The organism is Pseudomonadales bacterium (assembly GCA_041395945.1).
Lineage (GTDB): Bacteria > Pseudomonadota > Gammaproteobacteria > Pseudomonadales > Azotimanducaceae > SZUA-309.
Genome location: JAWKZN010000002.1, coordinates 424,480 through 439,179, shown reverse-complemented (window position 1 = coordinate 439,179; position 14,700 = coordinate 424,480). Strand labels below are relative to the sequence as shown.

Below are 14,700 nucleotides of genomic sequence, written 5' to 3'. Positions count from 1 at the left end.
CAGGAACCGCTACCTGGGTGGTGGTGGTGCTTCCAGAATGCGGATGCGTGACAAAGAGATCTCATCAGCGCCACCCCGGGTATCGAACAGTTCGATGCGCAGATAGCGCGCACGGACCGGCATGAAGCTGAGCGTTGCGCGGTCCGCTTCGAATGTCAGGGTACCGGAGCCGCTGACCCGCCAGGCGGGTCGATCGGCGTTCACGGACGTGAGTATCTGCACCCGGGCGGGCAGTTGTGCCTGTGGCACCTCGGATCCGGCATGGAAAGTTATGCCATTCACCACCCTGATCGAACCCGGACCACTGAATTCCAGGGCCGCTGGTGGATTGCCCATCCTTGCAGACCAGAATCCTTCATTGCCTTCCGCGGTCAGTCTGGCCGCGGTGTGTTCAGAACTCACCGGATCAACATTCCAGGCGGCCACTGACCATGCGTCCTGGTTCTTCAGTTCCGCAGTCGGGGCGGATATCGTGGCCTGTGTCTGGGATGCAGCCTGTGGCTGTGATATCGGATTACGCAGGTAGTCTTCAACCTTGCGCAGCAGCGCGTCTGTCCGCATCACGGTGCCGATGCCTGAACGTGCGTTAACAGAGAGCAGCATCCCCACAGACTGATCATTGACCATGAGCAAACTGCCGCTCTGGCCTTTACGGATTCGCTCATCCGGGTCTGTGGTCTGCACGCGAAGCAGTTGCTGTCCATCGTCATCCACCACGGTCACCGCGAGGCGACCGACGGTGCCGTCCCCATTGATAAAGCGCAGTGCGCCGAGGCCGCCACCTCGCAGATTCCGATCCGTGGCGCGACTGATACTGCCGAGACTCAATCCGCAATCCCGGGTGATCGCGCCTGTCATGAAGGCGAAGGCTGCATCGTCGCCGAGATCCACCACCGACTGTGCCTCCCCGCGCAGGCTGCCGCTGCCCTCCTTCAGCAGTGAGGGTACGGTGGTTTCGGTCGCCACGTGATAGGGCAGAACACCCAGGCACCGACCACCGCTGCTGACCAGCCAGGCCTGACCGACTTCCAGTTCCGGCTGATCGTATGAGCGCACCACTGCCTGCTGCGCGGCGGCAGGATATGACAGCAGCAGAGCCATGACCGCCAGTATCCAGCGTGTGCCCGTTTCCGGGCTCATATGCTGCGACGCCACAGCCTGCGCCAGCGGATCCGCAACTCGCTGCGTCCCTCGGCGAATGAGCCTTCACCGATCTCGGAACCCTCTTTGTATACCGCCATCAGTCCCAGCAGGGAAAACAGCAGCACGGCCCAGGTCGAAATGGCGCTGTGACGTGACAGTCTTGCCAGCGGGCCCGGGGAAAAACTGAAACCCTGCTCGCCGAACCTGACAATGCGTACCGAATCCGCCTCACCGAATGCGACCACACGCATCACCGGCGGATCGTCCAGTGTTGCATCAAGATCGAAGTGCACGAAACCTTTCGCAAGCTGACCGGCGGCTGCATCACCCTGGCTGAGATCGATGCGATCACCCGCGATCAGTTCGGTAGTGGCGACCAGCTCTCTGCCACCTGCGGCTTCGTCGGATCGGGTGTACAGGGTGATCACGCCACTGCGCAGCAGGGTCGGCTCCCGCCAGGAAACATCCTTACCCAGGGTGCCTGCGCCAACGAATGGCAACAGCAGGCGGCTGGGCGGGCTGCCTTCTGCGGGTACGGGAAAATGCAGGAGCACCTCCTTGCCCAGCGGCAGTGGCCCTAGGTTATCTGCGAAGAGCAGCAGTCCCGTGGCGCTCTGGTCCGGCTCGAACTGCACCGATAGAGAACCGTCGACATTGACATCGATGCGGACGGTGTAGTGACCGACATCGTCCGTGGCACTGGGAATGCGCAGGACGGCTTCGGCGATCCCTGCCAGATCGTGCGCACGCCAGCGCCGGCTGGGACACGGCGTCGAACCACTGACTTGCGGAAGATCGAATGGCTCGAGGGCGGATCTCACACAGAGCTGAGCTGCGTCGATGCGCCAGTTCGTTTCCGTGTCCTGAGATAGGCTCAATGTCACGTGTTCGGATTCGGCGTCGATCGAGTAGGGCCAGGGTTCCCGGGACAGCATTGCCCAGGCGACCAGGCCGGCCATGGTGATCACGAGCAGTGGCTGCAGCCTGCGGATCGTCAGCAGAAAAAGATTCCAGAGCAGACTTCCGGCTTCCCCGAGCAGGCTCAGCCGTTCGATCATGAGCCGGTGCGCAGCTGCAGTTCGATTGCTACCTGCCCAAGCGGTCGCCCATAACGTTCCCGCTCAATGGTCAGCGCCTGGCGGCCACTGCCCAGTGCTGCAGCTGGAATTTCACAGCGGTAGTCGAAACTCGTACGGCGACCTTCGGTGAACTCGGTGCAGTCCGCTTCGAAACCTTCTGCGGTCCGATAGTACACGGTGTTGGCGCCGAAACTGTTGATCAGAATGTCGACTGCTTTGACCTCCGTGGGTCCGCCCGCAACCAGATAGGTTGTGGTGGCAGCATCGCAGGCGCCCGGTGTCGCCAGAACTGCGAGTTCGCCTTCCGCATACCCGGCCAGGAGCTCGCGGCGCCGGGTGCCTTCGAATGGCAGCTGTACCAGGATGTCGCCCTCGGTCGGACTGCCTTCCGGCACATTGTAGGAATTCCGGGAGTAGTAGACGCCGTCTCTGGAAAGCACGGTGAGACAGATCTGGCCGGCGGAGGTGGGCATGATCAGTCCCGCGAGGGTTGCCGGTCCGGACAGCGCACCGGCGGCGGCGACGCCCACTACCACGGTCCCGCTGACACTGACCTCTTCCTGCACCACCTCGTGAAATGGGCCGCTCAGTTCAGCCTGGATTGGCGTTGCCGCCTGCGCTTCCAGTGTGACCATCCAGCCCAGCAGCAGCGGGATGAGCCGATGGTGCGCGGGAGCCGATCTTCGAGCCCGTTGTCTGTGCACCTGAACCTCCACTGTTGCCGCTCCGGGATTCTGCCAGTCTGAGCGCGGCGGGTCAGCCCCTGAAGGTGATATGTTCCCATAGCGGGTCGGCTGCGATGCAGTGCAGCCTTCGATTCGGAGCGGGGATACATCATGTTGAGAATCATTATCTGTGCCGCCGTACTGTGCGTCGCACCGGGCCTGTATGCCATTGATCGGGAGAGCGGCAGCCTGATCGCCGAGCGACTCGCGCAGGTGATCGAAGACAACTATGTCGAACCCGACACAGGACGGGAAATCGCGGCACTGCTGCGGGAGGGCACCTGGGCAGCACGAGACGAATCCCGCCTGGCGAGCCGGTTCACGGAGCTCCTCAAGCCATTCGACGGGCACTTCTCGGTTCGCTTCAGACCGCCGGGTCCGGCCGTGATCGAAGCAGAAGCCGGTGCTGTGGACTACGCGGGCGCGATCCGCCGCCGCAACTACGGATTTCAACAGGTGGAGATTCTGCGGGGCAACATCGGCTACATCGACCTGCGGGAGTTTGCTGCAGCTGAAGCTGCCGGACCCACCGCAGCGGGTGCCATGCAGTTCGTCGCAAACGCGCATGCGCTGATCTTCGATCTGCGACGCAACGGTGGCGGCGATCCTGCGATGGTGCAGCTGCTCTGCAGTTATCTGATCGAGCCCGGGGTGCTGCTCAACAGCCTTTACTGGCGACCCTCGAATCAGACCAGTCAGTTCTGGACATTGCCGGTGGTGCCGGGTGCGCGGCTGATCGACAAGCCGGTTTATGTTCTGATTGGTGCACGAACCGGCTCGGCGGCGGAGGAATTTGCCTACAACCTGCGCGCACTGGAGCGAGGAACGCTGGTTGGCCGGACGACTTATGGTGCGGCGAATCCAGGCCAGGATATGGATCTCGGTGGAGGCTGGTCGGTTTTCGTTTCTACCGGCAAGGCGATCAACCCCATCACGGGCAGCAACTGGGAGGGTAGCGGCGTTGAGCCCCATGTGGATGTCAGCGAATCCTCCGCGTTAAGGCAGGCCCATGAACTGGCCCTTGGCGCAGAACTTGCCCGAAACGAGGATGAGCTGGCGCAGCAGCAACTGGAATGGGCGCTCGACTACCTGCGCGCAGCGCAGTCGCCGGTTGCGGTGAGCGCGCTTGAGACACTGACCGGCCACTATGGCGATCGCACCATTTCCTTCGAGGATGGCCGGTTGTGGTATCGGCGCGGAGAGCGGATGGCGGAAGCGCTGGTGGCTGCGTCACCAGTACTCTTCTACCTGGAAAGCTCGGATACGCTGCGTGTGCGCTTTGATGCAGACGGCAGGTCAGCGTCCCGGTTCACAGAGGAGTCTTACGATGGCTTCTTTCGCAGTTTCGAGCGGGCGGACCGGGCAGAGGCGCAGTAACCGGTGCAGTCGGCAGCGTTCATTTATGCAGTACTGTGCGCAGGCGTGATCCTGTTTCAGATCTGTCTGATCGCCGGCGCCCCCTGGGGTCATCTCACCCAGGGTGGTGGCCACACGGGTGTGCTGCCGCTGCGGGGCAGGGTTATCGCGGCAATCTCGATTCTGCTGCTGATGATGATGGCAGGAGCGGTGCTCTCAGGAGCTGGTGGATGGCCGAACTGGCCGCGCTGGGCGGCCTGGGGTGCGCTCGGTGTACAGGCGGTTTCGATGCTGCTGAACTGGATCACACCATCAGGCGCCGAGCGCCGGCTGTGGGGCCCTGTGACCACTGTGATGTTTGCCTTGGCGTTGGGCGTGATGGTTGCCTGATGGCATGACTTCAGGATGCGTATCAGAGCCGCTGGCCGATTTCACTGAGATCGATCCGGGTGGCGCTGACATTGCCACCGGCTACCACCGCCTGATCCGTGTCGGGTTCGCTGTCGATCTCAAAGGGCTGCAGATCGTGGTAGAACTGGTCTCCGCGCCGGGAAAAGCAGCGGCGGTAGTAAGTCCGTCCCAGGCGTGCACGCACGATCTCCGGATGCAGCGGCGGGTCCGGAATGTTGAAACTCCAGGTGACCGGTTCGTTCAGCTCGAGCACGTACGCTTTCCAGATGACCGGCAGCAGTTCCCGGGTCGCTGCCTGCATGCGCGCGAGTGACGCTTCCGGAAAGCTGCGGGTGTTGTACCAGGCGCCGAAATCTTCCCGTGTCAGCGCCTGGGACAGGGCAATGGCAGGAATGCGGGCGATGTTTGCCTCGAAACAGGCACCCAGAGTGCCGGAAGCCATGAAAAACCCGAGGCCGGAGTTGATCCCGATGTTGATACCCGACACCACCAGGTCCGGAGGTTCGTCCATCAGGTTGTAGATTGCCAGATTGACGCAGTCGGCCGGTGTCCCTGTGACCGACCAGGCCGGTGTGCCGTGCAGATCGATGCGGTCGACGTAGAGTTCGCTGAAACGGGTCATGGATTTACCCTTCCAGCTCTGCTCCTGGGCGGGCACCACGATCGACAGATCACCGAATTCCTTCAGGATCGTGATGGCGAGGAGAAACAGCGGTGAATCATGACTGTCGTCGTTGGTGAGAAGGATTCGCATGATGGATTGGTCCTGTGGGTCTGGTGAATTGCCTCGCCTGGCGGCAGCTTCAGTGCAGGGACAAGCCCTGGATCGTCAGCGCCTCGACTGGCGATCCGCAGTCAGCTGCGTCTCGATCCGCAGGTCCGCCTCCAGTGTGCGGTGCACGGGACAGCGATCGGCGATCTCCATGAGTCGGCTGCGCTGTTCCTGAGATAACGAACCCTGCAGGATGATGTGGCGGCTCAGCACCTCGACTTTTCCGTCTTCGCTTTCGCAGTTCTGACAGTCTTCGATGTGTCGGCGCTCGTGGGTTACCCGCACCTCCACGTCGTCCAGTGGCCAGGCCTTGCGATTTGCGTACATGCGCAGGGTCATGGAGGTGCAGGCACCGAGTGCTGCCAGCAGATGTTCATAGGGATCCGGGCCCAGATTGTCGCCACCGGCGGACTTGGGTTCGTCTCCGAGCCAGGCGTGATCGTCCGTAGTGATCTCCCGGGTAAAGCGCTGATTGACCTCCGCTACCAGCACCTCACCGCCCTGCACGGGCGGCCGCACGGGTTCCTCCTGGGACAGATAACGACTCACCCATGCGGCAATTGTGTCGGCAACATACTGTGCATCCGCCAGACGGGTCAGCAGATGATCCGCACCGTCGAGTGACACGAAACTCTTGGGATGACGGGCCGCCATGAAAATACGACCGGCTTCATCAATGGATACCACCTCGTCGAGCGGCGCATGAAACACCAGCAGCGCGCGACGCAGGCGCGCGACCTGGTCGGCCAGCGGATGCTGCTTGAGATCTTCCAGGAATGCGCGCCGGATGCGGAATTTTCGCCCGGCGAGGGAAACCTCGGCTTCGCCCTCGCGCTCGATCTGCGCCCGACTGGCGCCGAACTGCTTTTCAACGTGCTCCGGTGTCGCCGGAGCGCCGATGGTGACCACTGCCCGGCATTCGTCAATCTGACCGGCTGCTGAAAGCACAGCAGTGCCGCCGAGGCTGTGACCGATCAGCAGTGCGGGAGCCTGATACTCGCGTCGCAGGTAATCGGCCGCCGCGACGAGATCCTCCACGTTGGAAGAGAAGCTGGTGTTGGCGAATTCACCGCTCGAACTCCCGAGACCGGTGAAATCGAAGCGCAGCACGGCGTAGCCATGCGCAGCCAGCCCCCGGGCGATGCGGGCGGCGGCCACGCTGTTGCGGTCGCAGGTGAAGCAGTGGGCGAACAGCACCCAGGCCCTTGGCTCGCGATCCGGCAGGTTCAGGGCGCCAGCGAGGGATTCGCCCCGGGTATTTGGGAATTCCAGCTTGCGGGTAGTGGGCATGTGGTGCTCCGAGTTGGAAGGAATCTGCGTCATGTTAGCAATCTAAAGCGGTGCGCATCGCCCGGCTGGTGCAGCAGCCGGAAGAGGAGTAACGCGTAAGTAGCCGGGTGCGGGTGTCCATGCCAGAATCATCGACCGGCCAATCTCTAAGGACCCCCATGGACATCCGCGACATCAGACGCGCCACAGCCAGGCTGACCGGCGAAGGCCAGCCCTATGAGATGGGGCCTGAGGTCATCGACGGTGTGACCTTCGACGTATTCAGACATGCACCTGTCAATCTGCGGGAACTGTTCCGTTCCAGTCTTGAGCATGCACAACGCGACTTCTATGTGTTTCTGGAACAGCGGTGGACGTTTGCGCAGACCTGGGAGCGTGCGGCCGAAGTGGCCAATGCACTGCTGCGCGAAGGTGTGCAGCCCGGCGATCGCATCGCCATCGCGGCGCGCAACTATCCCGAGTGGATCTTCGCATTCATGGGCATCACTTCCATCGGTGCTACTGCGGTGTGCATGAATGCCTGGTGGACCACTGAGGAACTGGCCTATGGACTGACGGACAGCGGTACCCGGCTGGTCTTTGCCGACAGCGAGCGACTCGAACGATTGCGACCCCTGTCCGACACCCATCCGGTAGATATAGTGACGATGCGCACCCCGCACGACCCGGCGGACTCGAAGGTGCGTTCATTCGAAGCCTTCATCGCAGGCGCGTCGAACGTCATGCCGGAGCCCGATGTGCATCCGGATGCCAACGCGACCATTCTCTATACCTCCGGATCCACCGCGCATCCGAAGGGCGTGCTCGCGACCCATCGCAGCATCATCCACGCGGTGCTCGGCTGGGAGTGCGGTGCAGCCATCGCAGTGGAACTCTCACCCGAACTGGCAGACCCGTCTCCTGAGTTTCACCCGGCCATGATGCTGGCTGTGCCGCTGTTTCATGTTGCGGGGCTGAACGTCCAGTTCATGTCTTCTTTTCGCGGCGGCCGGAAGCTGGTCGGCATGTACAAGTGGGATCCGGAAGCAGCATTACGCCTGATACAGGACGAACGCATCACCGGTTTCAACGGGGTGCCGACCATGTCCTGGGAACTGGTGCAGTCGCCTGACTTCGATAAATACGACCTGCGCAGCCTGAAATCGGCTGGTGGTGGCGGGGCCGCCATGGCGCCTGAGCACTCGCGGCAGATCAACAGACGTCTTACGCCCAACGGCGGGGTCGCGGGTACCGGCTACGGAATGACCGAAACCAACGGCCTCGGTACATCGATCTCCGGCACCGATCTGCTGGAACGGCCGCGCAGTGCGGGCCGCCCGATCCCACCGGTCGTCACCATCAGGGTCGTCGATCCTGCCGGCAACGAGGTCCCCCGGGGGCAGACCGGGGAAATCTGGTTCAAGGGCGCGATGAACTTCCGGGGATACTGGAACAATCCCAAGGCAACCGCGGAGACACTCTCCGATGGCTGGGTTCACTCCGGCGATATCGGCCATATGGACGAGCAGGACTTCGTGTTCATCACCGATCGCGCCAAGGACATGATCATCCGCGGTGGTGAGAACATCGGCTGTCAGGAGGTGGAAGCCGTGCTGTGCGATCACCCCGCCGTCTCCGAAGCCGCGGTGTTCGGTGTGCCGGACGAGCGGCTCGGCGAGACCGTGGCCGCCATCGTCATGCATCGACCGGGAACGAATCCGAACGCAGCGGAACTGCGGGCGCACGCGCTCGAACATCTCGCCAGATTCAAAGTGCCGGACATCATTCACATCGTCAGCGAGCAGTTACCGCGCATCGCTTCCGGAAAGATCAACAAGCGCGGGTTGAAGGAAGAGATGATCGCGGCGCTGAAGGCTGGAGAGCTCGAGCGAGGGTAGAGTTCTGAACGCCGGATCTTTAGTCTGTTGGTTTTCAATGTAGAAAAATTTATGAAAGTACTGAAGATCGCGCTGCTCGCCATTGCGGCTATTCTGGTCGTGGTGGTGATTGCCGCACCCATAGGTCCGTTGCCCGGCGTCTTCATTGGCGGAACCTCCGCCGAAGTGCCTGCACAATGGCCGGACACTTCATCCGTTCATGAGATCCGACTCAAAGTTCCAGGCGCTCTGCCCCGTGTCGTAATCATATGGGTCATAGAACACGCCGGTGATCTGCACATTGTCGGCGCCAGCGACAGCGGCTGGGTCAGGATGCTGGGAAGTGGCGGTCCGGTCGAGATGCGCCTGGGTGATACAACCTACTCGCTTCGGGCTACGCCGGTCACCGAGGGCTGGCAGCCTGTGCTGAACGCCTATGTGGAGAAGTATCGGCCCGATTACCCGGACATCGTCGCCGGTTTCCCATCGATCGAGGAGGCGCAGGGACAGATCTCTGTGTTCCGGCTGGATCGGATCTGACAGGCTTCATCGATGAGGAGACACGGATGAGTAAGTTCAAACTGACGGTGAACGGAGTAGTGCATGAGGTTGACGTCAGTCCTGATATGCCGCTCATGTGGGTGCTGCGCGACAAACTGAAACTGACGGGAACCAAATACGGCTGTGGTATCGCCCAGTGCGGCGCATGCACCGTTCATGTGAACGGCACGGCCGTCCGCTCCTGCGTGCTGCCCGTTTCAGCCGTGCAGGGCCCGATTACGACGATCGAGGGGCTCGAAGATAGCGGTGATCTGCACCCGCTGCAGGCCGCGTGGATCGAACACGATGTCCCCCAGTGCGGGTACTGTCAGGCCGGGCAGATCATGACGGCGGCGGCGCTGCTGGCAACGAACGCCAGACCCAGCGATGCGGACATCGATGCGGCAATGTCCGGCAACTACTGCCGATGCGGCACCTACATCCGGATTCGACAGGCCGTGCACACGGCAGCCGGCTACTACAGCGTCGACCACCACTCGGACAGGAGAGTCCAGGGATGAGTGCCATACGGATGAATAGACGGAACCTGCTCAAGGTATCGGCACTGGCCGGCGGCGGGCTGATGCTCGAGCTGAGCCTACCCGGATCTGCACTGGCGGCGGAAGCCAGCACGATCATCGATTCGAAGGAACTGAACGTCTTCGTGCAGATCGCCTCCGACGGTGAAATCACCATCTATTCCAGCCTGCCGGAGATGGGACAGGGGGTGACCACGGCGCTCCCCATGATCATCGCCGAAGAGATGGGCGCGAAATGGGAGGATGTGCGGGTCATCCAGGCGCCGGTCGACCAGCAGAAATACGGGCTCCAGGGTGCCGGTGGTTCCACGTCGATTCCCAGAGATATCGGCACGATGCGCCGCATGGGTGCTTCGGCCCGGGAAATGCTGATCGGTGCAGCTGCATTGCTCATGGAAGTGGATCGGGAAGACCTCGAAGCAAAAGACAGCCAGGTGATCCACGCATCCGGCGAGCGTCGAACTTTCGGCCAGCTCGCAGCACTTGCTGCCGAACAGCCCGTCCCGGATCCGGAAACCCTCTCGTTCAAGGATCCGCGTTCCTACACGATTATCGGGACATCCGTCGGGGGTGTGGACAATCTGGTGATCGCAACCGGCCGATCCGACTTCGGCATCGACGTCGATATTCCCGGAATGAAATACGCCAGCTATACGCGCTGCCCGAGGATCGGCGGCACCGCTGTCAGCTTCAATGAAGCAGAGATCCGCAAACTGCCGGGGATCACTGACGCCTTCATTCTTCAGCCTGACGAGCGTTCCGGCAAAGCCTCGATGGAGTTTCTGGAGGGGCTGGCTTCGCTGCGCGGCGGGGTTGCGATCATCGGAGACGACACCTGGTCTGTGCTGGATGCAAAAACCAGACTCGAGGTTGAGTGGGATGAATCGTCCGCATCTGAGGATGACTGGTCGAGCATGATTGAGCGTGCTCAGCAGATTGCGCGTGAAGGCGGTGGTGATATCCGCAAGGCCGGATCAGACGTGGACGAGCAGCTGACAAAAGCCGGAAATCGGCAGCTGGAAGCCTTCTACCAGTTCCCCTTTGTGGCCCACGTCTGCATGGAGCCCATGAACTGCACGGCCGATTACCGCCAAGGAACCAATGGTGCGCCGGATACTCTGGAGATCTGGATGGGCAGTCAGTTTCCTGCCCAGGTGAAAGAGATCGCGCAGAACATGCTCGGAGTCGATCCAGCCAACGTGAAGGTGAATCTGAAACGCCTGGGCGGCGGTTTCGGCCGCCGTGCCGTTCACGACTTCGCCGCCGAAGCGATGGCGATCTCGCACCGCGGTGGCGTTCCGGTAAAGCTCACCTGGACCCGGACCGATGACATTCATAACGACTTCTTCAGGGCCGGTGGTTTTGAGCACATGAAGGCGGCCGTCAATCCGGAAGGAAAGCTGGTTGCATGGGATCAGCATTACATCGGGTTCAGGAAAGGTTCGAGGCCGGTAATCGGATCCGGCCTGGCGGGCAATGAATTTTCGATGGCTGCACTGAGCAACGCGCGCGTCCGCCAGACCATGATGGACATCGCCACACCCTGCGGGGCCTGGCGTGCCCCGGGATCCAATACCAATGCCTTTGTTGAGCAGAGCTTTATCCACGAACTGGCCGTGCTCGCCGGGCGCGATCACGTGGAGTTCCTGCGGGAGCTCATGCTGCCCAGGCGCTGGGTCAGCGAAGGCAATGTGAATGCGCTCAACACGGGCCGGGCCATCGACGTCATAGAACTCGCGGCCCGGAAAGCGGACTGGGGTAAGCAGATGCCGCAAGGCTCAGCCCAGGGAATGGCCTTCTACTTCTGTCATGCGGCGCACATCGCCGAGATTGTGGAAGTGTCCGTGGATGCAGATCGGAATTTCAGTGTGGATAAAGTGACAGTGGCTGTGGACGTCGGTCCGATCATCAACATGAGCGGTGCGATCAGTCAGGTTCAGGGATCCGTTGTCGACGGGCTGAGCACCATGGCCCTGCAGCAGATCACCATGAAAGCTGGCGTGATCCAGCAGGACAACTTTCATCAGTACCCTGTCATGCGGATCGCTGCAACACCGCAGATCGACGTGCACTTCATTCAGAGTGACAACCCCTCCACAGGCCTGGGCGAGCCCGCACTGCCTCCCCTGGCACCGGCCGTGACAAACGCGATATATGCTGCCACTGGTGTGCGCATTCGATCGATGCCGCTGAGTGAAGCGGGGTTTAAACTCGTGTAACGGCTGAGGTGGTGAATACGGTAATGAGGAGGGCGATTCTTCTCGAAATCATCTGCAGGACCCTCCCCAGCTTCACGCTGCCTTGTAACGCGCACATAGAACGAATGCTGCAACAGCCGGTATGGAGACGACAACCATGTCGATAGCGGCCGCGCTGTCGAAGTGCATGCCGTGGACGGCCCAGAGGCTGAGATGGAAGAGACCATGTACCAGCAGCCACAGCGCGCCAAACACCATGAGGGGCTTGATGCCGGAGTAGATCCCGTAGCCGATGGCCAGGGAACTGGTCAGGAATGCAAAACCAACGTCGCGGATAAAATGCATGTTGTATGGACCGGTTTCCTGTGCCCCTGGAGCGTTCAGGTAGAAGTCGTGAGGAAGAATGGCGATGTACAGGCCGGTAAACAGATAGAACAGGACAAGAGCCCAGATAAGTAGTCGAATCATCAGGTAGCTCCGAAATCCAGGAGTTAAGAAAGCCCACTCTCTCCAGCAGACGTTTAACGGGTTGCATATGTGACGTGCGATTCGGATTCGTCTACAGGCATTGGCATAGCGTAGTACGCGACGTTCGAATTGTATCTTTTGAGTTCCGATGCGCGGTTGTCTGTGCGAGCGCGCAGGATGTCTGTATCAGGATGGAAAGCGGTAGCGGGGCTTCAGGTCCCGTTTTTTCCTGGGGTTGATCGGAGTTGTGGTCGGAAATCAGCCCGATTGGATGTAGTACCGACACGGTTTTACCAGCGTATTTATTGGGTTTTCGCGCTTTCAGGCGTAGAATACTGTACGTACATACAGTATCTGTTTCAGCCGGAGCCGCCCATGTCTCACTACACCCCGCTGCCCAGTGCCGAGTTTCTCGCCAACACCGATCGCCTGTCGCCCATCGTCCGCCTCGGTCCCATCGATGATCTGGAATCCGCCCTGGAGTCGAGCTGGCTCGATGTGTCCCGGGCCACCCATCGCTTCCTGAGCCTGCTGCGCGAGTTCGATCTGCGCCGGGGCTGGCAGGCCTATGGCTGCACCGACTGTGCCCAGTGGCTCGACTTCAAACTCAAGCTGTCGCGGACGACGGCTTTAGAGAAATTGAGAGTCGCGAAAGCGCTGTGGTTCGTGCCTCTGATCGATGCGGCGTTCCAATCGGGTGAACTGTCCTACTCCCAGGTCCGGGCGCTCACGCGCGTCGCCGATGAGACGAACGAAGCCGACCTGCTGGCCTATGCCCGGACCTCGACGGCGGAGCAGCTGGAGCAGTGCTGTAAACGGTTGCGCCATGGGGATGAGCGCACGGCTGGTCAGATCGCGCGGCGGGATCATGAGGCCCGGTCGGTGGCGCTGTATCCCCATTCGGGGGAGATCCTGGTGAAACTGCCGGCCGAGGCTTTTGCTCTGGTAGAACAGGTACTGACGCAGATGGTGGAGACGCTGCCGGAAGATCCTGCTCGAGGTACCGCAGCCGCCCGGGCGGATGCGTTTATGGAACTGGTTGCGCGGGGGAGGGCGGCGGATGGCGGTTCAACCCCGGCCGCTGACTCGACGGCCGCCGACTATCAGGTCCTGGTGCATGTGGATGCGCAGGCATTATCCGGCGCCGGCGGCGAAGCGGACCTGCCCTTACCGACCATCCGGCGTCTGTGCTGTGAAGGGTCTCTGGTGCCGATCCTCAAGGACGGCCAGAAAGTACTGGATGTGGGCCGCAAACAGCGCACCGTACCCCTCGCCATCCGCCGGGCCCTGGCGGCCCGGGACCGAAGCTGCCGGTTTCCCGGCTGTCATCACAGCCGCTGGCTGGACGCCCACCACATCCGGCACTGGTGCGACGGCGGAGAAACCTCCCTCGATAATCTGATCCTGCTCTGCAGCCATCACCACAGGCAGATGCATGAAGGCGGGTTCAGGCTGCGGGCAACGGCCGAGGGCTACTACTTCGCGCGGCCCGACGGGCGGCCGATTGAGGGCCGAGGGACCGAATCTTCGGCGGAAGCCCGTTCAGTATCTTCCGCTGAAGATCTGTCCGCGTCTTCAGCGGAAGATCTCAGCTCGGCTTCAGCGGAAACCGGCGATGTCCCGTCGCAGCGTAGCAGGTTGCAGTTTGCGCGTCGTTCGGTACCTGCGGGCAGATTGCAGTATCGAGGCTGACGCTGCCAGTACATCAACCTTCTGGTTGCACGGACAACTCATCAAGCAGCCAGGCCCGGGCGGCTCTCCATTGGCGCTTAACCGTACTTTCAGAGGTCCGGGTGTAGGCCGCAATCTCCGGATTGCTCATTCCGGAAAAGAACTTCAGTTCCACGATTTGAGCCAGCCCTTCATCGATTTCCGATAGCCTGCGTAGCGCGTCGTCCAGATCGCAAAAATCAGCGGGCGCGACCTGTTCCAGATGGTGTGTCACGAGCGTCACATCTTTTCGCGCCCGCTTCGCGGCGTGGTCATATTTGACCTGATCCAGCAATACCTGACGCATCGCCTTGGCTGCTACAGCTAGAAAATGCGCGCGATCCTGCCAGTCCGCCCCCTCTATTGTGGCAAGCTTGATGAACGACTCGTTGACCAGTTCGGTGGGCTGGAGGCGTATTGCACTCTGACCGGACAGGATCTTGCCTGCACGAGTTCGCAGATCCTTGTAGACAACCTCCATCAGTTCAATCAGCGCGGCCTGGTCTCCGGTCTGCCATCGACGCAGTAGTTGAGTTGGTTCGCTCAAAGTTCTCCTGTTGCGAAATCGCTTGAACCGGGCAGATCGCCTTCCTGTGAGCCGCTAGTGTGCGGA

Annotated in this window: 14 protein-coding genes; 7 read left to right on the top strand and 7 right to left on the bottom strand. The window is 61.2% G+C overall.

Going from position 1 to position 14,700, the window contains the following annotated elements; translation table 11 throughout:
• Positions 1-9: 9 nt before the first annotated feature.
• From R3E82_18660 to R3E82_18650, 3 genes are read right to left on the bottom strand one after another with little or no spacing between them, the layout of a single operon-like run.
• Entirely contained in the window at positions 10-1,140 is a 1,131-nt protein-coding gene (locus R3E82_18660) for a hypothetical protein (protein ID MEZ5552910.1), read from the bottom strand.
• On the bottom strand, positions 1,137-2,201 hold the full coding sequence (locus tag R3E82_18655) for a hypothetical protein (protein MEZ5552909.1): 1,065 nt from the start codon (positions 2,199-2,201) through the stop codon (positions 1,137-1,139). The genes R3E82_18660 and R3E82_18655 overlap by 4 nt, the downstream gene beginning before the upstream one ends.
• Positions 2,198-2,926 (bottom strand): hypothetical protein, encoded by a 729-nt coding sequence (locus R3E82_18650; GenBank protein ID MEZ5552908.1) that lies wholly within the window; start codon positions 2,924-2,926, stop codon positions 2,198-2,200. Before R3E82_18650 ends, R3E82_18655 begins: the two co-directional genes overlap by 4 nt.
• A gap of 132 nt (positions 2,927-3,058) precedes the next feature.
• Here R3E82_18650 and R3E82_18645 point away from each other — a divergent pair, with 132 nt between their 5' ends.
• On the top strand, positions 3,059-4,324 hold the full coding sequence (locus R3E82_18645; protein MEZ5552907.1) for a S41 family peptidase: 1,266 nt from the start codon (positions 3,059-3,061) through the stop codon (positions 4,322-4,324).
• Positions 4,325-4,327: 3 nt separating this feature from the next.
• A complete protein-coding gene (locus tag R3E82_18640) occupies positions 4,328-4,693 on the top strand; it encodes a hypothetical protein (GenBank protein MEZ5552906.1) in 366 nt (121 codons plus the stop codon).
• A gap of 22 nt (positions 4,694-4,715) precedes the next feature.
• Here R3E82_18640 and surE read toward each other — a convergent pair whose 3' ends face one another.
• Both surE and R3E82_18630 read right to left on the bottom strand, forming a co-directional pair.
• On the bottom strand, positions 4,716-5,468 hold the full coding sequence (gene surE, locus R3E82_18635) for a 5'/3'-nucleotidase SurE (protein ID MEZ5552905.1): 753 nt from the start codon (positions 5,466-5,468) through the stop codon (positions 4,716-4,718).
• Positions 5,469-5,543: 75 nt separating this feature from the next.
• Positions 5,544-6,809, bottom strand: a complete 1,266-nt coding sequence (locus tag R3E82_18630) for a bifunctional alpha/beta hydrolase/OsmC family protein (protein MEZ5552904.1) — start codon at positions 6,807-6,809, stop codon at positions 5,544-5,546.
• A 125-nt stretch (positions 6,810-6,934) separates the two neighbouring features.
• On the opposite strand from R3E82_18630, the gene R3E82_18625 reads away from it, so the two are divergent.
• The 4 genes from R3E82_18625 to R3E82_18610 are packed head-to-tail and all read left to right on the top strand — an operon-like array spanning position 6,935 to position 11,930.
• Positions 6,935-8,653, top strand: a complete 1,719-nt coding sequence (locus R3E82_18625) for a class I adenylate-forming enzyme family protein (GenBank protein ID MEZ5552903.1) — start codon at positions 6,935-6,937, stop codon at positions 8,651-8,653.
• Between the two features lie 51 nt (positions 8,654-8,704).
• The gene (locus tag R3E82_18620; GenBank protein ID MEZ5552902.1) at positions 8,705-9,172 is read left to right on the top strand and encodes a hypothetical protein; all 468 of its coding nucleotides are present in this window, start codon (positions 8,705-8,707) and stop codon (positions 9,170-9,172) included.
• Positions 9,173-9,198: 26 nt separating this feature from the next.
• Positions 9,199-9,693 (top strand): (2Fe-2S)-binding protein, encoded by a 495-nt coding sequence (locus R3E82_18615; protein MEZ5552901.1) that lies wholly within the window; start codon positions 9,199-9,201, stop codon positions 9,691-9,693.
• Positions 9,694-9,704: 11 nt separating this feature from the next.
• The gene (locus R3E82_18610; protein MEZ5552900.1) at positions 9,705-11,930 is read left to right on the top strand and encodes a molybdopterin cofactor-binding domain-containing protein; all 2,226 of its coding nucleotides are present in this window, start codon (positions 9,705-9,707) and stop codon (positions 11,928-11,930) included.
• Between the two features lie 72 nt (positions 11,931-12,002).
• On the opposite strand, the gene R3E82_18605 is transcribed toward R3E82_18610, so the two are convergent.
• On the bottom strand, positions 12,003-12,377 hold the full coding sequence (locus tag R3E82_18605) for a hypothetical protein (GenBank protein MEZ5552899.1): 375 nt from the start codon (positions 12,375-12,377) through the stop codon (positions 12,003-12,005).
• A gap of 375 nt (positions 12,378-12,752) precedes the next feature.
• On the opposite strand from R3E82_18605, the gene R3E82_18600 reads away from it, so the two are divergent.
• The gene (locus R3E82_18600) at positions 12,753-14,069 is read left to right on the top strand and encodes a DUF222 domain-containing protein (GenBank protein ID MEZ5552898.1); all 1,317 of its coding nucleotides are present in this window, start codon (positions 12,753-12,755) and stop codon (positions 14,067-14,069) included.
• 13 nt (positions 14,070-14,082) lie between these two features.
• On the opposite strand, the gene R3E82_18595 is transcribed toward R3E82_18600, so the two are convergent.
• Positions 14,083-14,634, bottom strand: a complete 552-nt coding sequence (locus R3E82_18595; protein ID MEZ5552897.1) for an ECF-type sigma factor — start codon at positions 14,632-14,634, stop codon at positions 14,083-14,085.
• Positions 14,635-14,700 lie beyond the last annotated feature (66 nt).

Excerpts from the sequence above, each read along its gene's own strand:
- R3E82_18660 (MEZ5552910.1), bottom strand. The coding sequence starts at position 1,140 with ATGAGCCCGGAAACGGGCACACGCTGGATACTGGCGGTCATGGCTCTG.
- R3E82_18655 (MEZ5552909.1), bottom strand. The coding sequence starts at position 2,201 with ATGATCGAACGGCTGAGCCTGCTCGGGGAAGCCGGAAGTCTGCTCTGG.
- R3E82_18645 (MEZ5552907.1), top strand. The coding sequence starts at position 3,059 with ATGTTGAGAATCATTATCTGTGCCGCCGTACTGTGCGTCGCACCGGGC.
- surE (MEZ5552905.1), bottom strand. The coding sequence starts at position 5,468 with ATGCGAATCCTTCTCACCAACGACGACAGTCATGATTCACCGCTGTTT.
- R3E82_18630 (MEZ5552904.1), bottom strand. The coding sequence starts at position 6,809 with ATGACGCAGATTCCTTCCAACTCGGAGCACCACATGCCCACTACCCGC.
- R3E82_18625 (MEZ5552903.1), top strand. The coding sequence starts at position 6,935 with ATGGACATCCGCGACATCAGACGCGCCACAGCCAGGCTGACCGGCGAA.
- R3E82_18620 (MEZ5552902.1), top strand. The coding sequence starts at position 8,705 with ATGAAAGTACTGAAGATCGCGCTGCTCGCCATTGCGGCTATTCTGGTC.
- R3E82_18615 (MEZ5552901.1), top strand. The coding sequence starts at position 9,199 with ATGAGTAAGTTCAAACTGACGGTGAACGGAGTAGTGCATGAGGTTGAC.
- R3E82_18610 (MEZ5552900.1), top strand. The coding sequence starts at position 9,705 with ATGAATAGACGGAACCTGCTCAAGGTATCGGCACTGGCCGGCGGCGGG.
- R3E82_18605 (MEZ5552899.1), bottom strand. The coding sequence starts at position 12,377 with ATGATTCGACTACTTATCTGGGCTCTTGTCCTGTTCTATCTGTTTACC.
- R3E82_18600 (MEZ5552898.1), top strand. The coding sequence starts at position 12,753 with ATGTCTCACTACACCCCGCTGCCCAGTGCCGAGTTTCTCGCCAACACC.